The 25,081-nt window shown below is 73.0% G+C and carries 18 protein-coding genes and 2 tRNA genes; 10 read left to right on the top strand and 10 right to left on the bottom strand.

The genetic code is table 11. The annotated features are described in order from the left end of the window. Window positions 1-200 precede the first annotated feature (200 nt). From WME90_RS14480 to WME90_RS14465, 4 genes are all read right to left on the bottom strand, one after another. Complete coding sequence (locus tag WME90_RS14480) at window positions 201-2,171, bottom strand: S8/S53 family peptidase (RefSeq protein WP_437281695.1); 1,971 nt, start codon at window positions 2,169-2,171, stop codon at window positions 201-203. Then, complete coding sequence (locus tag WME90_RS14475; protein WP_437281694.1) at window positions 2,168-3,271, bottom strand: hypothetical protein; 1,104 nt, start codon at window positions 3,269-3,271, stop codon at window positions 2,168-2,170. Before WME90_RS14475 ends, WME90_RS14480 begins: the two co-directional genes overlap by 4 nt. A gap of 156 nt (window positions 3,272-3,427) precedes the next feature. Continuing rightward, window positions 3,428-3,736 carry a hypothetical protein gene (locus WME90_RS14470; protein ID WP_437281693.1) on the bottom strand — a complete coding sequence of 103 codons (309 nt, stop codon included), beginning with the start codon at window positions 3,734-3,736 and terminating at the stop codon, window positions 3,428-3,430. A 309-nt stretch (window positions 3,737-4,045) separates the two neighbouring features. After that, complete coding sequence (locus WME90_RS14465) at window positions 4,046-5,509, bottom strand: DUF4178 domain-containing protein (protein ID WP_437281692.1); 1,464 nt, start codon at window positions 5,507-5,509, stop codon at window positions 4,046-4,048. A 192-nt stretch (window positions 5,510-5,701) separates the two neighbouring features. On the opposite strand from WME90_RS14465, the gene WME90_RS14460 reads away from it, so the two are divergent. The 3 genes from WME90_RS14460 to WME90_RS14450 all read left to right on the top strand — a co-directional run bounded on the left by WME90_RS14460 (window position 5,702) and on the right by WME90_RS14450 (window position 10,005). Further along, window positions 5,702-7,306 carry a polyamine aminopropyltransferase gene (locus WME90_RS14460; RefSeq protein WP_437281691.1) on the top strand — a complete coding sequence of 535 codons (1,605 nt, stop codon included), beginning with the start codon at window positions 5,702-5,704 and terminating at the stop codon, window positions 7,304-7,306. 4 nt (window positions 7,307-7,310) lie between these two features. Then, window positions 7,311-8,948, top strand: coding sequence for an FAD-dependent oxidoreductase (locus tag WME90_RS14455; RefSeq protein WP_437281690.1), 1,638 nt, complete (start codon window positions 7,311-7,313; stop codon window positions 8,946-8,948). A gap of 238 nt (window positions 8,949-9,186) precedes the next feature. Then, window positions 9,187-10,005, top strand: a complete 819-nt coding sequence (locus WME90_RS14450; protein WP_012235416.1) for a PP2C family protein-serine/threonine phosphatase — start codon at window positions 9,187-9,189, stop codon at window positions 10,003-10,005. Window positions 10,006-10,250: 245 nt separating this feature from the next. Here the strand turns inward: WME90_RS14450 and WME90_RS14445 are convergent, their stop codons facing one another. From WME90_RS14445 to groES, 4 genes are all read right to left on the bottom strand, one after another. Continuing rightward, window positions 10,251-11,018 (bottom strand): MBL fold metallo-hydrolase, encoded by a 768-nt coding sequence (locus WME90_RS14445; protein WP_437281689.1) that lies wholly within the window; start codon window positions 11,016-11,018, stop codon window positions 10,251-10,253. Between the two features lie 4 nt (window positions 11,019-11,022). After that, on the bottom strand, window positions 11,023-11,679 hold the full coding sequence (locus WME90_RS14440; RefSeq protein WP_437281688.1) for a Crp/Fnr family transcriptional regulator: 657 nt from the start codon (window positions 11,677-11,679) through the stop codon (window positions 11,023-11,025). Between the two features lie 196 nt (window positions 11,680-11,875). After that, a complete protein-coding gene (gene groL / locus WME90_RS14435) occupies window positions 11,876-13,573 on the bottom strand; it encodes a chaperonin GroEL (protein ID WP_437281687.1) in 1,698 nt (565 codons plus the stop codon). Window positions 13,574-13,641: 68 nt separating this feature from the next. Next, window positions 13,642-13,941 carry a co-chaperone GroES gene (gene groES / locus WME90_RS14430; RefSeq protein ID WP_437281686.1) on the bottom strand — a complete coding sequence of 100 codons (300 nt, stop codon included), beginning with the start codon at window positions 13,939-13,941 and terminating at the stop codon, window positions 13,642-13,644. A gap of 636 nt (window positions 13,942-14,577) precedes the next feature. Here groES and WME90_RS14425 point away from each other — a divergent pair. The 4 genes from WME90_RS14425 (at window position 14,578) to WME90_RS14410 (ending at window position 16,120) form a co-directional block, all read left to right on the top strand. Beyond that, a tRNA-Gln gene (locus WME90_RS14425) sits at window positions 14,578-14,651 on the top strand. A 39-nt stretch (window positions 14,652-14,690) separates the two neighbouring features. Then, window positions 14,691-14,765, top strand: a tRNA-Glu gene (locus WME90_RS14420). A 153-nt stretch (window positions 14,766-14,918) separates the two neighbouring features. Next, window positions 14,919-15,629: an NUDIX hydrolase gene (locus tag WME90_RS14415; protein WP_437281685.1), complete on the top strand. Its 711-nt coding sequence runs from the start codon at window positions 14,919-14,921 to the stop codon at window positions 15,627-15,629. A 98-nt stretch (window positions 15,630-15,727) separates the two neighbouring features. After that, complete coding sequence (locus tag WME90_RS14410; RefSeq protein WP_437281684.1) at window positions 15,728-16,120, top strand: hypothetical protein; 393 nt, start codon at window positions 15,728-15,730, stop codon at window positions 16,118-16,120. Here WME90_RS14410 and WME90_RS14405 read toward each other — a convergent pair. Continuing rightward, a complete protein-coding gene (locus WME90_RS14405; RefSeq protein WP_437281683.1) occupies window positions 16,112-17,083 on the bottom strand; it encodes a hypothetical protein in 972 nt (323 codons plus the stop codon). The genes WME90_RS14410 and WME90_RS14405 overlap by 9 nt on opposite strands. A gap of 546 nt (window positions 17,084-17,629) precedes the next feature. Here WME90_RS14405 and WME90_RS14400 point away from each other — a divergent pair. Further along, complete coding sequence (locus WME90_RS14400) at window positions 17,630-18,517, top strand: DNA adenine methylase (RefSeq protein WP_437281682.1); 888 nt, start codon at window positions 17,630-17,632, stop codon at window positions 18,515-18,517. A gap of 106 nt (window positions 18,518-18,623) precedes the next feature. Here WME90_RS14400 and WME90_RS14395 read toward each other — a convergent pair whose 3' ends face one another. Beyond that, window positions 18,624-18,890, bottom strand: a complete 267-nt coding sequence (locus WME90_RS14395) for a hypothetical protein (protein WP_437281681.1) — start codon at window positions 18,888-18,890, stop codon at window positions 18,624-18,626. Window positions 18,891-19,180: 290 nt separating this feature from the next. Between WME90_RS14395 and WME90_RS14390 the strand changes: the two genes are divergently transcribed. Together WME90_RS14390 and WME90_RS14385 are read left to right on the top strand one after the other, a co-directional pair. Then, a complete protein-coding gene (locus WME90_RS14390; protein WP_437281680.1) occupies window positions 19,181-23,692 on the top strand; it encodes a DUF2339 domain-containing protein in 4,512 nt (1,503 codons plus the stop codon). A gap of 76 nt (window positions 23,693-23,768) precedes the next feature. After that, the gene (locus WME90_RS14385; protein ID WP_437281679.1) at window positions 23,769-25,007 is read left to right on the top strand and encodes a choice-of-anchor L domain-containing protein; all 1,239 of its coding nucleotides are present in this window, start codon (window positions 23,769-23,771) and stop codon (window positions 25,005-25,007) included. The last annotated feature ends 74 nt before the right edge of the window (window positions 25,008-25,081 follow it).

Genomic DNA, 25,081 nt, shown 5'->3' with positions numbered 1-25,081 from the left:
GACGGCGCGCAAATTGCGCCGCGAGCCACTCACGATACGCTGGAACCCCTGGTGAACCAACGGGGCTCACGCGCCGAACGAGGCGCGGCGCGCCCGACACCCGCGATCCCGGCCCCCCAGCGGCGCTGTTACGCGAGTTTCATTACGTTTTCCCGCGAGGATGAGGGCGGGACCACGCCACGGCAGGGCGGGGAGCGCGCTCAGGCGGCGCCCTCGTGTGCGTCGCCGTCCGTGGCGTCCGCGAACACGACGTCGGCCAGCGCTCCGAAGCGCGACTCGACGGCGGCGACGGCGGCGGCGTCGGTGGCCGATCGCTCGAGCCGATCGAGCACAGCGGTGATTTCGTCCCGCACGCGCGGCGAGGGCGGCGGCACCACCCGGCTCCCAGCGAGGGCGCGGACGAAGAGCGAGAGCTGCCGCAGCACGGCGCCGGCGCCATGGGCGCGCTGGCGCCGAGGGTCGCCCGCGGTGAGGCGGGCGTGGCGCGCGAGGGCGCAGACGCCGTGGCAGAGGCTCGGGTCGGCGAGCAGCGCGCGGACCGCCCAGCGCGCGAGGCGGCGCGAGTACAGGCGGCGGACGAGCGGGCCCTCGGCGCGGGCGTCGTGCCAGGCGCGGGCGGCGCCGTCCTCGCCGATGAGCACCAGCGCGAACGCGATGGGATCGCCGGCGGCGAGGCAGGCTCGACCCGCGTCGATGCGGCCATAGCCGTGCTTTGCGTTGTGGCCGTCGCGATCGCGCCCGTCGGGGAGCACGTCCCACGCGTCGGCGATCGGCTCGGCCGACGCGGGCGCCGCGGGGGGCACCGGGGCGAGCGTGCGCATCACGAGGGCGTCGAGCTCGGGCAGGCGGAGCGACGGGTTCTGCGACAGGACGAGGAGCAGGGCGCCCGCGGCGAGGGCCGAAGCCCCGCTCGACTCGGCGTGGCAGAGCCGCTCGAGCGCGGGGGACGCGCTGGACGTGGAGGGGAGCGGGCAAGCGATGTCGTCCCCTGGCGCGAGCCACCGCACCGCCGGGCCGCGGTTGGCGAAGGGGCGGCTGCGCCCCCGGCGATCCCGCCAGAGGAACCACCCGTCGCCGCGGGCGCCCGGGCCGACGCAGAACACCCGCGGGTCGCTCGCGGGCTCGCCGAACCCGAGCGAGAAGCTCGCGTGCAGCGACTCGGGAGGGCTCGAGGCCTCGCGGCCGGTGGGAAACACGACGGGGCAGCCGCGGCCGCGGCGTCCGAGGCGGGCGGCGAACTCGAGCGCGTCGTCGAGCATGGGCGTCGTCGAGCCCTCGACGTACGCCGCGCACACCACGACGTCGGCGCCGTCGCTGACCGCCCGGACGATCGCGACCGGCAGGGCGAGGACACACGCCCCCGGCTTCGGGATCAGGTAGAGCCGGGGCGACGCGTCCGGCGCGACGCCGCGGAAGCCGCCGGGGCGACGCACCCCGACGGCCCACGCGACCATGAACGCGCCGTGCGCCTGGCTGCGCGGCGGCTGCTCGATCATGACGAGCACCTCGCGGTCGAGGCCGAGCTCGTCGGCCGCCCAGGCATCGTCGTCGATGACCCCGAGGCGCATGCCGGCGCCGCCCCCGCAGTGGCGGCGATCGACGCCGATCCCGCCCCCCTCGCCGCGCAGGAACCAGCGGCCGGGGGTGACGGGCTCGTCCTCGACGGACACGCTGCGCGCGGTCCACCCCTCGGGGCGGGCCGCGGCGCCGGCGGCCGCGTCGAAGCGCGGCGCGACGGCGGCGCTCGGCCGCCGGGCCGACGCGACGTAGCGCACCGGCAGCGCCGCGGCCGAGAGCGCCGCGGCGACGTCGGCGCGCCGCCCGCGGTCGGGGGATCGGACGCGGAGCCAGAAGAGGGGCGTCCGCTCGATGACGCGCTCGACCGCGATCCCGGACCAGCGCGCCCCGAGCGCCGCGGCGACGGCGTCGGGGGCGACGGGGCACCGCGAGGCGACGACGACGTCGAGGGGACCGCCGTCGTCGTCGCCGGCAGCGGTGGGGACCGGCGCATAGCCGAAGTCCCACGGCGGGCGCCGCGGGCGCGTCCTGGGCGATGCGGTCGACGCGGGGGGCGGCGCGCTCTTGCGGCCGCGCGCCGGGCGTGCGGACGCGGGCGCACGCCCCGGAGAGCCCGCCCCCCCTCGCGCGGCCGCGCCGCGGCCGCGGCTCATGCCAGCACGGCCTTGGCCCAGGCGGTGAGCGCGTGGGCGCGGTTGGCGAAGCCTGGGCTCTCGGCCTCGCACCGCGCGAGCTCCTGCGCTTGCGCCTCCCTCCCCTCCGCCCACGCCGCGACCCGGCGGGCGCCGAGCGCGGCGGCGCGCCGCCGCGCGGCGCGGAAGCACCGGCGCTCACCGTCGAGCATCGCCGCGAGGACGCCGGACTCGAGGACCATCCGACGGACGGGGAGCAGGGACGAGGGCGCGTCGGGGGTCGGCGGGTCGCTCTGCGCCTTCGGCGTGGCGGCGATCCCCCACGGGGGCGTGCCGAGCGGTCCGTACGCGACGGCGCCGCGGTGGTGCGGCTCGGAGGCGCGCTCCCGATCGCGCGCCTCGGCCCCGGGCTCTCCGTGCGCTCGCGAGCGGAGCTCCGAGGCCAGGACGACGGCCCAGGCGCCGCCTCGCTGGTAGTCGTCCTGCCAGTCCATGACGTCGTCGTGGAGCTGCAGCCCGAGCCAGACCGACGACAGCAGCCGCGCGAGCACCTCGCGCCGCTCGGCCGTCCAGCCTGCGGCGTGCGCGAGGGCGATCGACGCCGGGAAGCCGACGCTCTGCTTGCCGAGGGACAGCGCGTAATACTGGCTGAAGCCGGCGGGCCCGCCGCTCGCGAGGAGGCCGCGCTCGGCGTCGATGGCGAGCAGCGTCGCGTCGTCGGCGCGGGCGAAGTCGATGGCCGGGTCGTCGACGCCGGGCGCGACGCGGCGGAGCGCCTCGTCGCGCGCCCGCCGGGCGTGCGCCAGGACGGCCTCGAGCTGCCAGGTCGGGCGGACCTGGTTGTCCTTGATGCGATCGGTCCCGAACGCCTCGATGACCGCGAGGAGGTGCGCGAGGAGCGCGTCCTGCACGGTGGCCCCGCGGACGCCCGGCATCGCCTCCGCGAGCAGCGCGGGCGCCGCCAGGGTGATCTCGTTGCTGAACACCGCGCTCCAGGGCACGTCGCGCGACGGGGACAGGCCGAGCGTGTAGGCCAGCCCCTGCGCGTCGGCGTGCAGCATCCCGGGGAGGGTCCGCCAGAACGCCTTGTAGAGCTCGTCCACCCAGAGGGCGTCATCCATGCGCGGGCACCTCCGTCGCCCGGCGCGGCGCGCCGGGCCCGGCGCTCGCGGTGCACGGCGCGCTCCGGGCGCCGGTAGATGGCACCGGCGCAGAGCCGCGCCGGTGAGACGTACGCCGATGGCGGGATAGCCCCGCCTGTCGCCTGCGCCGCAGCATCAATAGACGTTCGACTCCTTCCAGGGCGACAGGCACACGTTGAAGCGCTCCTCGACCACGATCGCGCGCCACTGGAGCACCTGGGAGGCGCTCAGCCCATCGAAGAAGCCGCCGATCCAGGAGCGGATGCGGCTGTTGAGCTGCGAGCGGATCCTGGCCGCGTCCACCGGCTCCTCGTCTGCCTCGGGCGCGACGACGTAGAGGGCGAGCAGCTGCTTGAACTCGTCGAAGTGCTCCTGGTTCCGGAGCAGGGAGATGTACAGCGCGCGCAGCTGTGCGTGCGGGTCGATCGAATTCACGGTTTGCATGGGCCTCCGACCACCGGTCCACGCCGGCGTCGGGCGGCACATTGCACGTCACGGGCCGCCGTGGGCCAGCGTGTAAGCCATTGAAATCACTTGAACGCCAGCGGCATCCGGCGGAGGCCGATACCCGAAACCGACCATCATCTGCCCGAATCCGACCGCTCCGCGCGACGCGATGTCGCCTCTCCACGGAGGTGGACATAGACATGTCCAGCGCGACACGTTCCCGACTCGACACCAGCCGGGATCGCAAACGACGCACGGCGCCAGCCGATCATTTCATATGCAGCCGAATCGAGCAGTGGAGCTGGATCACTTCCCGCCGCCGAAGCTCGGGGTGCCACCCCCGCTCGGAATGAAGATGACGCCGCCGCCGCCCCCTCCGCAGTCGCCGAGCGCCATGAGGATGAGGAGGACGACGATGAGCACGATGACGACCACGACGATGCGGGAGCTCGTCCCGTCGCCCGCCGAGGGGCTCGGCGGGGGCGGCAGGTTGAAGGCGGCGGCGAGCTCCTTCCCCGGCAGCGGCGAGCAGAACGACACGCTGACCTCGGTCGGGGCCTGCTCGATGCTGACCTTGCCGCCTTGGCCCTGGTACTCGGTGGCCTGCACCGCCTCGCCGATCTCCACCTTCCAGTAGAACTCGCCGATGACGTACTCCACCTCGGCGTGGACGCTCTGTTTGAGCGCGTACGTCCGCCCTTGATAGCTCGCGGTCGAGCCCATCGGCTGGACCTCGCCGGGCGAGAGCGGCGTCACGAGCTGCCACGCGCCGTCCTCTTCCATGAGCCACAGGTAGCCGACGCTCGGCCCGCCGTAGAGCAGGTACTCCCGCCAGCGGTAGCGCTCGCCCTCCACGGTGCAGCCCCGGATGACGAAGCCGATGCAGAGCACACGCATGCCGCGGAGCTGGCCCTCGGCGCCGAGCGGGACGTACGGCTCCACGGGCGGTCGGGGGACCTGGCCGAGCGCCACGAGCGCGCCCTTCGTGAGGTCGCTCGCCGTACCGCAGTACCGGCAGACGATGCGCTCCGTCGTGCCGGGCGCGGCGAGCGGCAGGTTGCCGCCGCAGTTCGGGCACGCGACGGCCGACACCTGCGCCGTGGGCTGGTCCACGGGGACGCCGGTGTCGAGCTTCATGATGGCCGGGTCGATCTGCCGGCCCAGGTAGAGCTTGGGCGGGATGGTCCGCCCGTCGCCGTAGTCGAGCGTCCCGAACTCGCCCCTCGGCCCCGCGATGTCGACGAAGCCCGTCACCACGCCCGGCGCGGCGACGTAGGGCATCTCGCCTTCGGCCGAGATCACGCGCCGGCGGCCGACCTCGACCACGGTGAACATGCCGTGCCCCTCGAGGTGGACGCGGCCCCCCGGCTGGAGGGAGCTCCACTGGGGCAGGCCGTTCAGCGGGAGCGGCGCCTCGCTCGTCGCGTACCAGCGCCCCTGGGCGAAGGCGACCCACGTCCAGCGGCCGGTGGCCGGGAACGCGATGAAGATCTCCTGCCAGGGCGCGCCCGGCGCGCTCTCCCGATCGATCTGGACGCGGCCGTCGACCACGAACGGCTCGTTGCCCCAGCGCCCCGTGACCCCGAGCTGGAGGGGCGTGGGAATCTCGACAAGGTCGGCGACGCGCCCCACGGCGCGGAGGTCCCGATCGGTGCGGGCGACGACGAACTTGCAGTGCTTGCACACCTGCGCCATCGCGCCCGCGAAGCGAAACGTGATCGGCGCGCCGCAAGACGGGCACGCGGCTGCTCGGTCGAAGGGCGTGCTCACGCGAGCACCATACTAGAAGCCTCGACCACGGAAGCGGAAGCGTTTCGGGTGCGCGGCTTAACGTGGCGCGCGTGCCGCACGTGCCCCGGGGTCACGCCGCGCGCCGCGCACGAAGGCGGGGTCGCTCGTCAGCGCGCGACGGCGAGCCCGAACCGGCTGTGGTCCAGCGCGAGCGGTGCTAGGACCGCGCCGATGCCGGCCACCGAGGAGAGCTCTGCGGGAGCTCGGGGCGCCCCTCCCGGGGACGCCCCGGCGCACTTTCCAGCGGCGCAGCCGCTGCCCCGGCTCGTGCACCCGGCGCTCCTCGCGAGCGTGTTCGTCATCGCCACGTCGGGGCTCGTCTACGAGCTCATCACCGGCACGCTCGCGAGCTACGTCCTCGGCGACTCGGTGACCCAGTTCAGCTTCGTCATCGGGCTCTACCTGTTCGCGATGGGGATCGGCTCGTACCTCTCCCAGTACATCGAGAGCCGGCTCCTCGAGCGCTTCGTCGAGATCGAGCTCGGCCTGGCGCTCGTCGGCGGGCTCTCCGCGCCGATGCTCTTCCGGGTCTACACCGCGCTGGGATCGTTCCGCGCGCTGCTCTACTCGCTCGTGCTGCTCATCGGGATGCTCGTGGGGCTCGAGATCCCGCTGCTCATCCGGCTGCTCAACTTCTCGCTCGATCTCAAGCGGCTCGTCGCGCGCGTGCTCACGCTCGACTACATCGGCGCGCTCGCCGCGAGCTTGCTCTTCCCCTCGCTCCTCCTGCCGCGCCTCGGGATCCACCAGACGAGCCTGTTCTTCGGCATGCTCAACGCGGCGGTCGCGCTCACGAGCACGTTCCTCTTCCCGCTCGACCGCGCCGTCGTCGTCCGGCTGCGGGCGCTCTGCCTGATCGTGCTCGCGGCGCTCGGGGTCGCCTTCGCGCTCGTCTCGCGGTTCGTCGAGCGCTCGGAGGCGCTCTATTTCGGGGCGCCGATCGTCTACTCGGCGCAGTCGCCGTACCAGCGCATCGTCGTCACGAGGAGCCCGCGCACGACGCGCCTGTTCTTGAACGGCAACCTCCAGTTCTCGTCGGACGACGAGCACCGGTACCACGAGGTGCTCGTGCACCCGGCCGTCGCCGCGCTGGGGCGCGAGCCGCGGCGCGCGCTGATCCTCGGCGGCGGCGACGGGCTCGCCGCGCGCGAGCTGCTCCGCTACCCCTCGGTCGAGCACGTCCTGCTCGTCGACCTCGACGACGCGGTCACCAGCGCCTTCCGCGATCTTCCGCTCGCCGCGGACCTGAACCAGGGCTCGCTCCGCGACCCGCGCGTCGTCGTCCGCAACGAGGACGCGTTCAAGTACCTCGAGGAGTCGACCGAGTCGTTCGATCTCGCGATCGTCGATTTCCCCGATCCGGGCAACTACGCCGTCGGCAAGCTCTACACGGACGCCTTCTATCACCTGCTCCGCCAGCGCCTCTCCGTGCGCGGGCTCGCCGTCGTCCAGGCGACGTCGCCCCACTACGCGCGCGAGTCGTACTGGTGCGTCGTGACGACGCTCGAGGCGGCCGGCTTCAAGACCGCGCCGCTCCACGTCTACGTGCCGAGCTTCGGCGAGTGGGGCTTCATCCTGGCGGGCGGCGAGGGGCTCTCCGCGCCCGGCACGCTCCGGATCGATCCGTCGAGGCTCCGCTACCTCGACTCGGGCGGCCTGCCGGAGCTCTTCCGGTTCCCGCGCGATCTCGGCCGCGTCGAGGCGCCGATCAACCGGCTGAACGACCAGAAGCTCGTCTCCGTGTACACGCGCGAGTGGGCCGAGTGGACGCGGTGATCCGGTGAACCGCCGCGGCTTCTTGAGCTCCGTGGCCGCGGGCTGGCTCGTGCACACCGCCGCGCCGGGGCGCGCGCCGATCGCCGGCGAGATCGTGGGCGCGGCGCACGGCGCGGGCCACCTGCTCCGCGTCGGCCCGCGGCGAGCGGCGAGCGGCCCCGCCGAGCGCGCGGACGTCGTGATCGTCGGCGGCGGGGTGAGCGGGCTGTCGGCCGCGTGGCGGCTCGCCGGCGCCGGGCTCGATCTGCGGGTCCTCGAGCTCGAGCCGAGGCCGGGCGGCACGAGCGCGTGGGGCGACGACGGCGTCGTGCCGTACCCGTGGGGCGCGCACTACCTCGCCGCGCCGAACGTCGAGGCGCGCGCGACGCTGCGGCTGCTCGAGCAGATGGGCGTCGTCACCGGCTGGGACGCGGCGGGGCGCCCCACGTTCGATCCGCGGAGGCTGTGCCACGCGCCGGGCGAGCGGATCTTCTACGAGGGCGCGTGGCACAGCGGCCTCGCGCCGGTCGACGCGCTCTCGAGGGAGGCGCTGGACGAGCTCGAGAGGTTCCACGCGCTCGAGGAGGAGCTCACGGAGCTCACCGGCGCCGACGGGCGCCCGGCGTTCCAGATCCCGATCGAGCGCTCGTCGCGCGACCCCGAGCTCCTCGAGCTCGACCGGATGAGCATGGCGGCGTGGCTCGACCGCGAGGGGTATCGCACGCCGTTTTTGCGCTGGTATGTCGGCTACGCGATGCTCGACGACTTCGGCGGCGCGCCCGAGGAGATCTCGGCGTGGGCCGGGCTGCACTACTTCGCGGGGCGCAAGGCGCGCACGCCGGAGCTCGCGGGCAGCCGCTTCCTCGTCTGGCCCGAGGGCAACGGCCGGCTCGTGAAGGCGCTGCTGGAGCGCGCGGCGCCGCGCGTGTCGCTCGGCGCGCTCGTCACGTCGGTGCGCCCGCGGGCGGACGGCCGCGTCGAGGTCGACTACGTCGACGTGCAGCGCGGCGAAGCGCGCCGCGTCGAGGCCCGCGCGGCGATCCTCGCGGCGCCGGCGTTCGTCGTGCGCCGGATCCTCGCGGGGGGCTCGGCGGACGAGCTGCCGCAGCGGGTCGCGTCGGCGTGGCTCGTGGCAAACCTGCACGTCGAGCGGCCCATCGATCCCAACCACGCCTGGGATTCCGTCCTCTACGGCGCAGAAGGGCTCGGCTACGTCGACGCGCGCCACCAGCTCACCGATCTCGCGGCGGCGACGGCGCAGCGGTCGCGCCTCGCGACGCCGGTGCAGCGCACCGTGCTGACGTACTACCGCGCGTTCGGCGGGCCGGACGTCGCCGCCGCGCGCGCGGCGCTGCTCCGCGCGCCGTGGGAGTCGCTCGCCGACGGCGTGCTGCGCGATCTCGCGCCGGCGCACCCGCACCTGCGCGACGATGTCGAGCGGATGGACGTCATGATCTGGGGTCACGCGATGCCGCGCCCGCGCCCGGGCTTCCTCGGCCCGCGGCCGTTCGAGCCGCGCTGCGCGCTGGCCGAGCGCGTCGCGTGGGCTCACGTCGACCAGCCGGGGATGGCGCTCTTCGAGGAGGCGCAGGCCTGCGGCGTGCGCGCCGCCGAGGCGATCGCGGCCTCGGCGGGCATCGCGATCGGCGAGAGCTGGCTCTGAGCTCGCGCGCCCGTCGCCTCGACGACCGGCGCGCGGCGGGGAACCCCACGTCCTCTCGCATCTTTCAAGAGCAAAGTGCGCCCAGCGAGCAGGCGCCTCCAGAAGGGTCGGTCACCCCCGCCGCCGGCCGCTTCCAGCGGCCATGGAGCGGCCGCTGTGGGAGATCCGGCCCAGGATTTCAGCTTTGCCCTCGCCTTGAACTTGCGCTGCCCCCCTGCTCCGCGTCTACTCTCTGCCCATGTTGCGGACCCGGTTTGCCGGGATGACGGATACCGGGCTCCTCCGGGACCACAATGAGGACAACCTCCTCGTCAGCGAGGAGTACCGTGTCGTGGCCGTGGCGGATGGAATGGGCGGACACCGCTCAGGCGACGTCGCGAGCCAGCTTGCTGTGAGCACCCTCTCGGACTTCCTGTCCGTGACGGTGGGGAGGGACGCCACCTGGCCCTTCCCTGCCGATCCGAACCTGACCGAGGAGGAGAACTACGTCGTCACCGGCCTCAGGCTGGCGAACCGGCGCATCTTCGATCGCTCGCTCAAGACGCTCGCCGACTTCGGCATGGGCACGACGATCGTGGCGGCGATGTTCTCCAAGGACGCCGAGCACGTGACGGTCGGCCACGTCGGGGACAGCCGCTGCTATCGCCTGCGCGACAGCCAGATCACGCAGCTCACCCGCGACCACTCGCTCGTCAGCGACGCGGCGCACATGGCGCCGTGGATGACCGAGGAGGAGGTCCGGCAGCTGCCGGCCAACGTCATCACGCGCGCGCTCGGCATCCGCGAGGACGTCCTCGTCGATCTCGTGACGGACGAGACACGCCACGGTGACGTGTACCTCCTCTGCTCGGACGGCCTGTCCGGGCTCGTGAGCGACGATCAGATCCTCGAGCTCGTGATGTCCAGCGGCTCGCTGGACGCGGCGTGCAAGGCGCTCATCGATCGGGCGAACTACTTCGGCGGCACCGACAACATCACGGTCGTCCTCGCCCGCGTCGAAGAGGTGCCCGACGGCAAGCGCCCCTTCAACGACGAGCCCACCCAGGAAAGCCGCTAGCTCGCACCGCCGGGCCTCTCCCGGTCGCGCGCGAGCTACCGCCGCCGCGCAGGGGTTCGATCCCCGCGCGAGCCGCGCTCTCTCGGCGCGGCGACACGCCCGAGGGGCAGCTCGGCGACACGATCTCGGGCGACGCTGCGCCGCCGTGCGGCGACAGGGCCGAGGGGGCAGCTCGGCGACACGATCTCGGGCGGCGCTGCGCCGTCATGAACCGCGCTCGCGCACACCCGCCGCGAAGGCGCCGGTTACAGGACGAAGTGATCCATGAGCTGAAGGACCTCCAGGTTCAGCCCCTTCAGCGCGGCGCACTCCCGCTCCACCTCGGCCTGGAAGACGGGCTTGATGTGGTAGAGCATCGTGGGCAGGTCCCTCGGCGCGCGGTATTTCTGGAGCTCGACGGCGAGCGTCTGCGGCGTGTGGTGGCCGCTCACGGTGGCGAGCCGCTGCTCCCGGTTGGGGAAGCTGACCTCCATCAGCAGCGCGCGGAGGTCCTGCTGTTGGTTCAGCACCTCCCACAGCCGCTCCGTGGGCCCGGTGTCGCCGCTGTACGCGATCGCACCTCCGTCCCCTTCGATCACGAACGCCGACGCGTCGATCGTGTGCGACACGTGCACCGCGCGCACGAGCCGCCCTGCGACCGGCGTGGGGCGCTCCGGCTTGAGCTCGAGGTACTGGATGGTCGGCTGCCCGGCGCTCGGGATCATCGCGAAATCGGGCCAGAGGACGTTGTTGAAGAAGTGCTTCTTGAGCGTGCGCAGCGTCTCGCGCGTCCCCGCGATCACGAGCGGCGGGCACCCGAGCTGGCAGCGGTTGTCCGCGATCGTGGCCAGGTCGCGGATGTGATCGAGGTGCGCGTGGCTCACGAGGCACGCCTCGATCCGCGCTTGGTCCTTCACCTCGAGCCCGCTCGTGAGAGAGCCGGCGTCGATCGCGAGGACCTCGTCCACGACGAACGCGCACGTGCGATGCCTGGGGGTCTCGCCGCCGTGGCAGCCGATGACACGCAGCTCCACTGGCTCAGCTCTCTCCGCCGAACTTCTGCGGCATGTCCAGGAACTCGATGAAGTCCCGGAACCTGCGCATGTCGGTCACCAGGATCGCCGCGGGCGCATGAGGCCCGTACGCGAGGAGCTTCAACCGTCGGAGCCGCGCCATCACCTCGTCCACCGTCTCTTGTTCGACGTCGACCTCGCGCGCGATGTCCGCGGGAGAGGAGCGGAGGCGTATCCCCTCCGGCGTCTCTTCCCCGAACGCCTCGGCGTGACGCGCGAGCGCGAGCATCACCCGCGCCTTCGGGTCCCGGTGCATGAGGATCTCGACGAGCGAGTTCGCCGCGTCGAGCCGCTTCGCCAGCTTCTTGAGGAGCCGGAGCGCGATCTCGGCGTCGCGCTGCAGCATGGTCCCGAGCTTCCGCGCGTCGATCACGAGGCAGCGGGACGGCTCGCTCACCGTGGCCGTCGCGTTCCGGGGCTTGCCGTTCAAGATCGCCATCTCGCCTACGAATTCGCCGGGGCCGAGCACGGCGAGCACCTTGTCCTCACCGGCGACCGATTTCGTGATCCGCACGGCGCCCGACTGGATGACGAACATGATGTCGCCGGAGTCGCCCTCACGGAAGAGCACGTCGCCCCGCGCGTACTCCCGGCCATAGCGGGCAAACGACGACTCCGACATTGCCCGGGAGTCTAGCGCCCCACGTGACCGTGGGTCAAAAACCCGGTCGACAGCGCTGGCCCTCACAAAGCGCGAGGGGCCCTCCAAGCCAGCATGCTTTGGAGGACCCCTCGGCCCGCTTCGTCGGAAGCGGCGCGCTCAGCGGGCCGGCGCCGCGCGGAGGCAGCGGCAGCCCGCGAGCGGCGCGGACAGGCGCTCAACCCATGTCGAAGTCGCCCATGCCGCCCATGCCGCCCATACCGCCCATGCCGCCCATGCCGCCCATACCCCCCATGCCGCCCATGCCGCCGGGAGCGCCGCCGGCCGCGGCCTTCTCCTTCTTGGGCTTCTCGGCGACGAGGGCCTCGGTCGTGAGCATCAGCCCGGCGACGCTGGACGCGTTCAGGAGCGCGTGCCGAACGACCTTGGCCGGATCGATGACGCCGCCGGCGAGCAGATCCTCGTAGGTGTCGGTCGCGGCGTTGTAGCCGAACGTGGGCGCGCCCGTCCGGACCTTCTCCGCGACAACCGTCCCCTCGATCCCCGCGTTCTGGGCGATCTGACGGAGCGGCGCCTCCACGGCGCGGCGCACGAGCCGCACGCCGGCGTCGCGCTCGTCGTTGAACTTGAGCGAATCGAGCGAGGCGGCCGCCCGGAAGAGGGCCACGCCGCCGCCGACCACGATGCCTTCCTCGACGGCCGCGCGGGTCGCGTGCAGCGCGTCCTCGACGCGCGCCTTCTTCTCCTTCATCTCGGTCTCTGTCGCCGCGCCGACCTTCACCACCGCGACGCCGCCGGCGAGCTTCGCGAGCCGCTCCTGGAGCTTCTCGCGATCGTAGTCGCTCGCCGTGTCCGCGATCTGCTTGCGGATCGTCTCGATGCGGCCCTTGATGGCGACCTTGTCGCCCTGGCCGTCGACGATGACCGTGTTGTCCTTGTCGATCTCGACCCGCTTGGCCGTCCCGAGATCGCGCACCGTGGCGCTCTCGAGCTTCTGGCCGAGGTCCTCCATGAACGCCGTCGCGCCCGTGAGGATCGCGATGTCCTTCAGCATGTCCTTGCGGCGATCGCCGAAGCCGGGCGCCTTCACGGCGGCGACCTTGATCGTGCCGCGCAGCTTGTTCACGACGAGGGTGGCGAGCGCCTCGCCCTCGACGTCCTCGGAGAGGATGAGCAGCTCGCGCCCCTGCTTCACCACCTGCTCGAGCAGCGGCAGGAGGTCGGCCATGGCCGAGATCTTCTTCTCGTGCACGAGGATGAGCGGGTTGTTGAGCACCGCGGTCATCTTCTCGGGGTCGGTCACGAAGTAGGGCGAGAGGTAGCCGCGGTCGAACTGCATGCCGTCGACGGTCTCGAGCTCCGTCGTCATGCGCTTGTTCTCCTCGACCGTGATCACGCCCTCCTTGCCGACCTTCTCCATGGCGTCGGCGAGGATCTGGCCGATCTCCTTGTCGCCGTTGGCGCTGACCGTGGCGACCTGGGCGATCTGGTCCTTGTCCTTGGTCGGCTTGGCGGCCTTCTGCACGGCCTCGATGACCTTGGCGACCGCGGCGTCGATGCCGCGCTTCAGATCCATCGGGTTGTGGCCGGCCTCGACGAGCTTGAGGCCCTCGCCGTAGATCGCCTGCGCCAGCACCGTCGCCGTCGTCGTGCCGTCGCCCGCCTTGTCGCTGGTCTTCGAGGCGACCTCGCGCACCATCTGGGCGCCCATGTTCTCGAGCTTGCCGGCGAGCTCGACCTCCTTGGCGACCGTGACGCCATCCTTCGTCACGACCGGGGAGCCCCAGCTCTTCTCGATGACGACGTTCCGCCCCTTCGGCCCGAGGGTCACCTTGACCGCATCGGCGAGCGTGTTGACGCCCTTCAGGATCGCGGCGCGGGCGCCGCGGCTATAAACGATCTGCTTCGCAGCCATCTCTCAATCCCCTCGCGGCCGCGTGGCCGCATCAGCTAACGCTTGCGTTCGGTTGCCTCAGGCCTGGTTCACGTCGCGGCGGACTCGGTGACCGCGAGCACGTCGTCCTCGCGGATGAGCACGTGCTCCTCGCCGTCGATCTTCACCTCGGTGCCGCTGTACTTGCCGAACAGCACCTTGTCGCCGACCTTCACCTCCAGCGGGCGAACCTTGCCGTCCTTCAGGACCTTGCCGTTGCCCACCGCGACGACGCGCCCCTCGATCGGCTTCTCCTTCGCGGCGTCGGGGATGATGATGCCTCCCTTGGTCTTCGTCTCGCTCTCGACGCGCTTGACGACAATCCGATCCTGCAGCGGCCTGATTTTCATGCTGGCTCCTCGTCCTCGGCTATTTGACTGACCATCGGCTCGCCGGAGGTCCCGTTCGCCCCCCCGCTGGGGCGTTCCGCCCGCGCGACGAGAGCCAAGTGCCCGAGATCACTGTCACTTGGCACTCTCCTAGGCCGGTGGCTAAACCGCGGCCGAAAGTAAATCAGTCGCCCGGCGCGTCAAGGGCGCCCAGCAGAGAGCCGCGACTTTTCCGATGGCCGGAAGCCCCGCGGGGCGAAGCCTAAGCTGTGGAGGGCGGCAGCAAGGAGGGCGCCACCGCGACGTCCGCGGAACCGCTTCGGGGTCTTTGGCTTCGACAGCATGGACGCAACGTGGACGGATCAGACCGGCAGGACGGCGATGCGCGACGACGTGGACGGGGTGCGGACGGGGCGCGGAGGGGCGCGGAGGGGTAACTGACGGCGTGCAGCGGGGGCGGAGCGACGACGCCAGGGATGCCCATCGTCGCCAGCGTCTGACAGGACCCGCCGCAGAGCGCGCTAAATACGCGAAATAATGCTGGTTTTCTGCGGAGAGAATTTTTCTTGGTCGGGTCCGATTTTGATCGCTTGACAACCAGGGCAGTCCGAGTAGATTCCGCGGCCCGTGGCGCTGATGAACACGGCGCTGACCCCTTGGGGGATCGTCTAACGGCAGGACGCAAGATTCTGGCTCTTGCTATCAAGGTTCGAATCCTTGTCCCCCAGCCAGGCCGTTCAGCTCTGCTGTCGGTCTTCTCCACAGAACAAGGTCCCATCGTCTAGCGGTTAGGACATCGGCCTCTCACGCCGGTAACGCGGGTTCGATTCCCGCTGGGATCGCCACTTCAACCTCTCGCCTCGCTCCACGTCTGCGGCTTTGCCTTGATGGTCGTGTTCGACCACGGCGCGAAGCGCAGCGTCATGTGACGAGGCGCGAGCACGCTGGTCCGCGAAGGCATCCTCCTCCGCCGTTCGCGTTGCGCTACCCTCGGGTGCATGGCGGCGCAGGACGGAGAGGAGCTCTTCGACATCCTCGATCGCAGCGGCCGGCCGCTCGGCGTGCGCAAGGCGCGCAGGCTCGTCCACCGCGACGGCGACTGGCACCGGAGCGTCCACGTGTGGGTGATCCTCGAGCGGGAGCCCGAGGGCCTCGATCGCGGCGGCCGCCAGCGCGCCGCGGAGCCCTGGGTGCTCTTCCAGCAGCGCAGCCCGGACAAGGACACCTGGCCCGGCGCGCTCGAGGTCGCCGTGTCGGGGCACTACCGCGCCGGCGAGGATCTCGCGGGGGCGCTGCGCGAGGCGGAAGAGGAGATCGGCCTGCCGCTCTCGCCGCGCGATGTGGTCCGGCTCGGCGCGCGCCTCAGCCTCGACGACCACGCGCCCGGCATCCTCGATCGCGAGGTGCAGGACGTTCTGCTCGCGACGACCCGCCGCGCCATCGAGGCGCTGCGTCCGGACCCGCAGGAGGTCACCGCGCTGCTGGCGCTCCCGCTCGACGCGGCGCTGCGCCTTGTCCGAGGCGAGGTGCCTCACGCGAGCGGGCTCGTGCGGCGAGCGCCTGACGCCGCGGGCGCCGTGAAGGTCGAGCCGCGCGACGTGCGGCTCGATGAGTTCGTGGTCGCGCGCGACGGCTACTTCGAGCGCGCGCTCGATACGATCCGCCGGCGCGTCGCCGGCGAGGCGCCGGACCCCTGGACCCTCGGCTAGGGCGCCGGCGCTCTCCGCTTTCCAGGCGCTGGCGCTCGGGAGCCGATTTCTTGGGCGTCCGCGCCGGGCCGGGCAGAGTCGCGGCCGGAGGCACCCTGATGAAGCAACCGAAGACTCCGGGCGATGTCCATCGAGATGCCGTGGGGCGCTACCTGGCAGAGGCCACGCACGGGAGCGGCGTGCGCGCCGTCGCCCTCGCCGGCGAGGAGGGGTCGCTGCTCGGCGGCGCGCGATGCGCGGACGTCGCGGGGAACGACGACGATCTCGCGCTGCTCGCCGCGCTGGGCGCAGGCTGCGCCGACAAGATCGCCGGCTACGCCGAGCTCGATGAGCTCGTCGATTCGGTCTCGGGCGGAGACGACTTTTACGCGACGCGACTCACGGTGTGCGAGCGGACCGTCTATCTCGCCTCGATCGGCGCGCGTGTCCCGCAGCAGAAGAAGGTGGCCGCAGAGCTCGGCAAGATCCTCGCGCCGATGCTGTCAGCCTGAGCCGCGGCGCCCATCCGCCGGCCGCCGGGGCTTGTCCGGAGGCGCCGCCGACGCGACGAGGAACCCTTCGGCCCGGTGCGGGGCGAGCCCGCAACGCGCGTTCATGCGCTTCGCGATCTCGTCGCCGGCCCTGACGAGCGCGTAGAACCACCGGATCCCGAAGCGATCGTGCCCTTCCCGGAGCGCCGCCGCCTGGAGGGGAGCCCCGAGCCCCCGGCCGCGGTGGTCCTCGCGCAGGCAGGTGCAGATCGGCATGGCCGTCCACGAGGGCGCCTCGCCCACATCGGAGATCCAGAGCGGCGGGGCGCCCAGCAGCCCGAGCTGGGCGAGCGCCTCGCGCCCGCCGACCTCGGCGGGGTGCGGCCGCGTCACGACGCACAGGGTGGTGCAGCCGATCAGCGCGCCGGCGCCGTCGCGCAGCGCGAGCGTCAAGGAGCGCCCCTCGCCGCCGCGCAGGTACCAGCCCGGGAGCGGTGCGTGGCCGCTCTCGGCCTGGAGCTCCTGGATGGAGCGGATCGCGGCCTCGTCGTCGTCCGGCGACACCCTGGACAGGCGCAGGCCCGCCGGGAAGGAGCGAAATCGGCCGAGCCCCTGCACGGCGGCGCGCACCTCGCCGGCCGGGGCGCCCATCACCGAGAGGTCCTCGTCCACGGAGAGGCCCGCCTGGCGCAGCGACGCCGAAAGCGCGGCGAGCTCCGGCCGGGGGGCGTGCAGGAGCACCCGCTCGAAGCAGCGCACGAGCGCCTCGCGCCGCTCCGGCGGCGTCCGCTGGGCGTGCAGCAGGATCAGCGAGCGCCCGTCGGTGGTGATGCCGTCCTGCTCGCCGATCCAGCCACGCGCGGCGTACAGGATCCGCTGAGCACGGTAGTCCGCAGCTTCACCGAAACAACCCGCTCCGTCCGCCGGGGCGGGGCCGCGCTGCTGCGGGGCGTCGTCGCGATCAAGGTCGAAGGCAAGCATCATGGCGGCATCCCTCCTGTCGAGAAGCAACGGCGGCTCCCAAGAACGGCGGCCCCCCGAGGAGCCGCCGCCCGGCACGGGGCGCCCACGCTCAGCGCCCGAGCGAGCCCCTGCCGCGCCGCGCAGGTCCACCAGCGAGATGGCCTGACGCGGCGGTGCGCGAATGCGGGAGAACTCCGCTCCACCGGCGGCTGTTCAGCCCGCGTGTCGAGACTTCAACTTATCCCTCCTCGGCGATCGCGCAAGCGGCGACATGCCATGATCCGGGCAGCGCTCCAGCCGGGACACGCGCGCTCACATGCGCTTAGAAGCAATCGTAATCATTGATGAATCAAGCCAACATCCACCGTCTTCCACAAGACATCTCGCCGCGCGGCGGGGCCGCGGCGTGGACATAGAACGACCTAGCCTGGAGCGACCCGTGGCTCCGGGCACCCGCGCGTCGGGGGCGGACCGGCGAGCGCCTCGGAGCCGGGAGATCGCCCGCGGTGGCCGTCGACGGTTGAGGACGATCGCGCGCCCTGGTAGGTTGCCGTCCAGTATTGCGCGATGACCACCGCACTTGTCACCGAACCCGACAACGCCGCGCCCCTCGTGCCGCGTCCGTTCCTCAAATGGGCGGGCGGCAAGGGCCAGCTCCTCCGACAGTTCCAGCCGCTCCTCCCCGCGTCGTTCGGGCGCTACTTCGAGCCCTTCGTGGGGGGAGCCGCGCTCTTCTTCTGCCTGCAGCCGAAGCGCGCAACGCTGACGGACGTCAACGCCGAGCTCATCGACTGCTACCGCGCGGTGCGCGACAGGGTCGAGGAGGTGATCGCCGCGCTGGGCGGCCACGCCTACGAGGAGACGCACTATTACAAGGTTCGTGACGTCGATCCGGCCTCGCTCACGCTGCCCGAGCGCGCCGCGCGGACCATCTTCCTGAACAAGACGGGGTTCAACGGGCTCTACCGGGTCAACAGCGCCGGCCGCTTCAACGTGCCTTTCGGCCGCTACGTCAACCCGTCCATCTGCAACCCGGCCCAGCTGCGGGCCTGCTCGGCGGCGCTCCAGGGCGTCGAGCTCGAGGTCCGCGACTTCGAGCGCGTGCTCGACCACGCCCAGGCAGGCGATTTCGTCTACCTGGACCCGCCGTACTCACCCGTCTCGTCGACCGCGAACTTCACGTCCTACAGCGCGGGCGGCTTCGGCTTCCGCGACCAGGAGCGCCTCGCCGCCCTCTTCGCGGCGCTCGATGGACGAGGCGTCCAGGTGATGCTCTCGAACTCCGATGTTCCCGAGATCCCGCCGCTCTACAAGCGGTTCAAGATCGATCACGTCGCAGCGCTCCGGAGCATCAACGCGAAGAGCGACGCCAGGGGCCGCGTGGGGGAGATCGTGATCCGGAACTACGGGGCCAAGCGGGGCCGCAGGGCCGCGCCGGCGGACAAGGAGGGCTGAGCGCCCGCCCCGCCACGGCTCCCGTCACCAGCGGCCGACGTAGGCGCCCCGCGGCGTCGTTCCTCGTCGCTCTACTCCCGCCGCTCGCCGCTCGCCGCCGCGCGGCTCAATCGACGGTCTTCCCCTCGTGCTTCTTCGGATCGGGGGCCGCGCACTCCTCGGCGTACGCCATCGCCACCTCGATCTCCTCGTGGATCTCGTGCGAGGTGAGCTTGTTTCCCGAGGGATCGACGGCCTCCCACCTGAAGCCCCGGACCTCGCCCGGACGCTCGGGGATCCAACGGACCCGCAAGGTCCAGCCGTTCAGCTCGGCCGTATAACCACCTTCCTCGTGATCCCGCTGCCACGCAGAGACGGTAGGATGCTTCAGCATCGCGAGGTCTCCGGAGCAGAAGGTCGAGAGGACAGAAGAACTGTTCCCGAATGGCCGCGCTCCCCCCCCGAGCAACGCCGCCGTCCGGGAACACGGGGAAGATAGCAGGCGCCCGGCGCGCGGCGATCAGGCAGGCGTGTGTTCCTCATGCGGATGCACCTTACCCCAGTCCCAGCGCGCGCCGAAAGGTCCTCGCCGTCCGATGGGGCCCACGAGCAGCGTGAACAGCACAGGCGCGATCGCGCGGACGGGCGGCGCCTGCGACGTGCGCCCCATGCTACGAAGCATGCATGGGGGCAGGAATCGTCGTCTTCTTCGGGCTCGCGCTCGTCGGCTATCTCCTGGTTGCCCCGCTCGTCGCCTTCGTGTTCGCCGTCCGGGCCAACCGGCGCAACGAGGACCTGCTGCTGCGGATCCACGCGCTCGAGCACCGGGTGGCCGAGCTCTCGGGGAAGCGCGACCGCGCAGGGCTGACCGCAGCGACAGAGAGCCAGCGAAGCGCGCACGGCCTGGAGCCAGAGCGGATTGCCCAGGGCGCGATCCCGCCCCCAGCGGCCACACCGCCCGCGCTCGACGCGGAGACCGCCGTCGCGCCGCCCGCGCTCGACGCGGGAACCTCAGGCGCGCCGGCCGCGCTCGACGCGGGAACCTCAGGCGCGCCGCCCGCGCTCGACGAGGGGACCGCCAGCGCGCCGCCCGCGCTCGACGCGGGCATCTCAGGCGGGCCTCTCGGCGTTGCGCACCCGATCGCAGCCGCGGCAGCAGCCGCGCCCCCAGCCGTCGCGTTCCCTGGCCCCGTCGCCCCTCCGGCGCCTCGCCTCGCAGCGACGCTCGACGCGAGCGCCGCGTCGCCAGCGCACCGCGAAGCCCCGGAGCGACAATCCATCGAGGAGCGGCTCGGCCTCACCTGGCTCACCCGCGCAGGCGCGGCCACCTTCCTGCTCGGCGCGCTCTTCTTCTTCAAGTACGCCTCAGACAACGCCTGGATCGGGCCGTTCGGGCGCGTCGCGATCGGCGCTGCGACCGGCGCCGCGCTCCTCGCGATCGCGGAAGCGCTCCGCGGGGGCGCGCGGCGTCGCTTCATCCACGCGCTCGTCGGCCTCGGGCTCGCGGTCCTGATCGCGTCGGTGTGGGCGAGCGCCGTGCTGTACGAGCTCGTCCCGATCTCCACCGCATTCGCGGCGGAGACGGTGCTCCTCCTGCTCGGCGCCGGCCTCGCGCTCCGCCACCGAGGCGAGGCCATCCTGATCCTCTCCCTCGTCGCCGGCTTCCTCAACCCCGTCGTGCTGTCGACGGGGCAGGACCGGCCGCTCGTCCTGTTCGGCTACCTCCTGCTCATGACGAGCGTCGCCCACGCCGTCGCGGCGAGGCTCGGCTTCCGCGTCGCGCCGTGGCTCGCGCTCGCGGGCCACACGGCGCTGTTCTGGGGCTGGTACGCCAGGCACTTCGACGCGAGCGCCGCGCCGGCCGGCGGAGACCCGGACGCGGCGCCCTGGCTCGGCGCGCCGGCGCCCGCGCTCCCGGGGCCCTACCTCCCGCTCGCCGCGCGCGCGGTGCCCCTCGCGTTCGTCGCGCTCGCCGCCGCGCAGGGCCTCCTGCGCGCGATGTGGCTGCGCCGCGCGCCCGCCCCGAGCGCCGACCGAGGCGCCGCGCCGTCCGGCCTCGCGCCGATCGGCGACCTCCGCGGAGCGGCGCGCGCGGAGGCCACGGCGTTCAGCGTCGCGGCGCTCGTGCTCGCGCACGCGGGCGCGACCGCGCTGCTCTTCGACGCGCCGCGCGCGCTCGCCGCCGCCGCGATCGCGCTCGCGATCGCGGCGGTGATCGCCCTGCGCGCGCCCGACGATGGCGCCTGGCTGCTCGCGCCGATGGGCTCCGGCTTCCTCGCGTTCGCCGCGACGTTCGCGGACGCGCCGGCCGCGCACCGGACGACGGTCGCCGCGCTGGTCGCGGCCTGGACGCTCGTCTACCTCGCGGGGTGGCTCCGCGGCGCCGGGCTCGCCCGTCGGCTCGATCGGAAGATCGCCATCGCGTGCTCCGCCGGAGCGGCGCTGTTCGCCTGCACGGCGGGCATGCTGCTGATCGAGGCCGACGCGGCGCTCTTCGCGATCGCGCTCGCAGGCGCCGCCGCCCTCGCGGCGTGGATGGCCGCGCGCGCCGAGCTCCCCGCCCTGCTCCTCGCCGCGGCGATCGTCTCGGCAGGCGCGCTGGCGGCGGCGGCGCGCTTCGCGATCGCGCCGGCGGACGTCGATGCCGTCAACGCCGTCAACGCCGTCAACGCAAGCTTCCTCGGCGCGTCGGCGCTCGTCATGCTGGTGTTCCTCGGCGCCGCAGGCGCCTCCGCGCGGCGCCCGCGCGAGCCCGGCGCGCCGACGCTCTCCTGGTCCGACGCGCTCGCCGCCTGCGTGGCGACGCTCGGGTTCGTCGCGGCCGCGCTCGGCGCGACGCCGGAGGACACGCCGACGCTCCGCGCGCTGCTCACCGCGGGCGCCGGCGCCCTGGACCTCGCGCTCGGCGCCGCGCTCCTCCGCGCCGGCGTGACCCGCGCCGCGCCCCCGGCCGATCGCGTCGCCCTGCTCCTCGGGCAGGCGCTCGCCCTGTTCGCCGCGGCCATCGCGTTCGGGCTCGGCGGGGCGACGGTCACCGTGGTCTGGAGCATCCTCGCGGCGGTGGCGGCCGCGATCGCGGCGCGCACCGGCGAGCGCGCGTGGCTCGCCGTCACCCTGCTGCTCTTCGTCGCCACCTTCGCGCGGGCGCTCGTCGTCGATCGGGCCGAGGCCGAGGCGCTCGTGACGACCTGGTTCGCGACGCACGGCCGCGACGGGCTCATGGCCGTTCCCGTCCTGTTCAACGCGAGGACCTACGCGTTCGCGGGCGCGAGCGCCGCCCTGCTCGCCGCGGGGCGTCTGCTGTCGCGCGCTGCGCTTGCGCGCGACGTAGGCGCCGCGCGCGACGTGGACGCCGCGCGCGCCCCGGACGCCGGACGCGCCGAGCTGCGCGGCGCCGGGGTCGCGGCGCTCGGCGCCGGGTATGCCCTGATCATCACGACCGTCGTCCTCGAGGTCCGAGGCGCGATCACCACGCTCCCCGCCGCCCCCCCTGCCCCGCTCGACGCGGCCGAGTTCGCCGAGCTCGCCGTGCAGCACCGCGCCGCCCTCGAGGGCCAGCAAGGCGGCATCGCGATGGCGACCACGCTCGTGCTCGCCCTCGCGGCGATCGCGCTGCTCACCGCGGGGTTCGCGGCGCGCGACGCCTTCCATCGCTACGCCGGGCTGTCCCTGTTCGCCGTCACCATCGCGAAGCTCGTGGCCTGGGACGTCTGGCACGTCGAGCGCATCTACCAGATCGCGCTCTTCACGGGCGTCGGGGCGCTGCTCGTCGGCGGAGGGTTCCTCTACGCGCGGTTCGGCCGTCGCCTCGTGACGCTCCTGCGGGCCGGATCGCGGGGCGCGGTCGGGCTGCTCGCGCTGCTCGCGGCGACGAGCCTCGCGCGCCCCTCCGAGGCGCAGACCGGCGCGCCGCTCCCGACCGAGAAGCACGCGCTCGTCCGGCCCATCGACGGCGTGGACGCCGCCGGCGACCACCGCGTCGACGTCGATCTCGATCTCTACCGCGAGAGCCGCGCAGAAGAGCTGCTCGCCGACGTCCGCATCGCCGGCCCCGACGGCGCGGAGGTGCCCTACGTGCTCCGCGAGCCAGGCGCCGCGCCCCCCTCCGGGCGGATCGCCGCCACGATGCTCGATCCAGGCGTCGACGCCGCCGGCGTGGCGCAGGCGACCTGGGCGCTCGACGCGCCCGGCACGCGCCACTGCCGCGTCGAGCTCAGCGTCGTCGGCAGCAGCTTCCTCCGCGAGGCGCGGGTCGACACCGGCACGGACCCGAGATCGCTCAGCGAGGTGGCGCGCGGCGCCTACGTGTACCGCATCCCCCAGGGCGCGGAGGCCGTCGAGCACCTGTCGGTCCGCTATCCCCTCTCCCGGGCCGCGCTGATCCGGATCCGCCTCGTCCCCGAGGGCGCCCCGGCGCGCGACGCGGCCGCGGACGTCCGGATCACGGGCGGCACCGTCTCGTGCGAGCCGCCGGCCACCGCCGAGCCCCCCGCGCTGCTGCCGCTCGCGATCGTCGAGACGCAGCGGGACAGCGACGCGAAGACGACCCTCGTCACGCTCGACGCCGGCACCGACGGCGCGCCGCTGGAGGCCCTCCTCCTCGACGTCGCCACGCCGGAGTTCAGCCGCCGGGTCGAGGTCGCCTCGACCACCTACCGCGCGGTCTGGCCACCCGTGGGGAGCGGCATGATCCATCGGATCCGCCCGCGCGGCGAGGCGGGGCCCTCGCTCGCGTCGACGCGGATCCCGCTGAGCCCCACCCGGAAGCGCTTTCTCCGGCTCGCGATCCACGACGGCGACTCGGCGCCGCTCTCCCTCTCGGGCGCGCAAGGCGAGGTGCGAGCGCGCGAGATCGTGTTCCGCGCCGCGCAGCCGGGCCCGCACCGCCTCTACGTCGGCGACGCGCTCGGCAAGCGCCCCAGCTACGATCTGGCCGACCTCCTCGACCACACCGTGCGCGAGCGTCCCCCGGCCGCGAGGCTCGGCGCCGCACGAGCAAACCCCGCGCTCGGCGCCGTCCCGGTCGCGCGCGACCTTCCGTTCACCGAGCGGCACCGCACGCCGATCGGGGGCGCGCTGGCCGTCGGGCTGCTCGCGCTCTCGCTGTGGGCCGCGCGGCTCCTGAGGCGAGGGGCGCCGCCGGATGAGCCCGCTTCGCCCCGGAAGCGAGCGGAAGACAGCGAGCCCGGGCCGTGATGTGCTCGCAGGTTGCGATGGGTCGCCAGGGGCGGGCGCGCCGAGGGCCCCGAACAACCATCGAGGTGGATGCACGATGAGCGGCGGGCGCTTCGTCTACTTGGGTCTCTGCGCGAGCGTCGGGGCGGCGCTCTGGTCGTCCGGCGCGTGCTCCGCGACGGCGCGCGTCCAGCAGGCGCCCGGCGAGGGCGTCGGCGGGGGCGCGGCCAGCGCCACGACGGCGGAGACGGGCGCCGGCGGAGGCCGCGAGACGACGAGCTCCTGGGCCGATTTCGGCGACGGCGGCGCGCCGACCGACGGCGCATCGCCCGACGAGGACGGCGATGGGTTCACCGTCGAGGACGGGGACTGCAACGACGGCGACACGAACGTCAACCCGGGCGCCGTCGAGGTCGTGATCACGGAGCCCGACCAGAGCGGCACGGTTCCCGAGCCGGCCGACGAGGACTGCGATGGCGTGATCGACGACGCGGCGCCGGCGTGCGACAGGAACATCGCTCCCGCCGATTTCGACGCCATCCACGGGGCCCACGCGATCGACCTCTGCGCCAAGGCGTCGCCCGGCGACAGGAAGTGGGGCGTGCTGAGCGCGGAGTACGTGCGCGGCGACGGCTCGCCCGCGGAGCCCTCGCTCGCGGTGGGCGTGCTCGACTCCTTCGGCCCCAACGTGCACCCGCAGGGCGGGACCCGCCTGCTCGCCCTGTCGACGGGCCACGCGCGGATCGCCCGCTGGCCGGGCGCGTGCAACATGCCGAGCTGCAGGACCTACGGGCCGGGCGAGGCGCCGCCCGGCTTCCCGCAGGACAACCCCGCGTGCCCGCCCTCGGCGAACATCAACGACGACATCGGCCTCGAGCTCGTCATCCGCACGCCGACGAACGCGACCGGCTACGAGTTCGCATTCAAGTTCTACACGTTCGAATATCCCGAGTTCGTCTGCGACAACTTCAACGACCAGTTCCTCGCGCTGGCGACGCCGAGGCCGCCAGGGTCGCTCAACGGCAATCTCTCGTTCGATAGCCTGGGCAACCCCGTCAGCGTCAACATCAGCTTCTTCGAGGTCTGCGAAGGGTGTCCGCTCGGGCCGGACGAGCTCGAGGGCACCGGCTTCGGGCTCTGGAACGACGCCGGCGCGACAGGCTGGCTACGCACGCAAGCCCCGGTGAACGGCGGCGAGGAGCTCAAGCTGCGGTTCATGATCTTCGACACCGGCGACGAGAAGCTCGACTCGACCGCCCTCGTCGACGGCTTCAAGTGGGTCGCGAACGGCGGCACCGTCGCGCTCGAGACCGCGCCCGTCGAGGATCCCCGGTAGCGCCCCCGCCCTGGCCGCCGGCCACGGGCCCTCGATCCCTCCGGACCGCGCGCGCCGGTCGCGCCGGCACGCCA

Origin of the sequence: Sorangium sp. So ce375, from assembly GCF_051473855.1 — a bacterium.
Taxonomy (GTDB): Bacteria; Myxococcota_A; Polyangia; order Polyangiales; family Polyangiaceae; genus Sorangium.
This window is presented reverse-complemented; position numbering and strand designations above follow the sequence as displayed.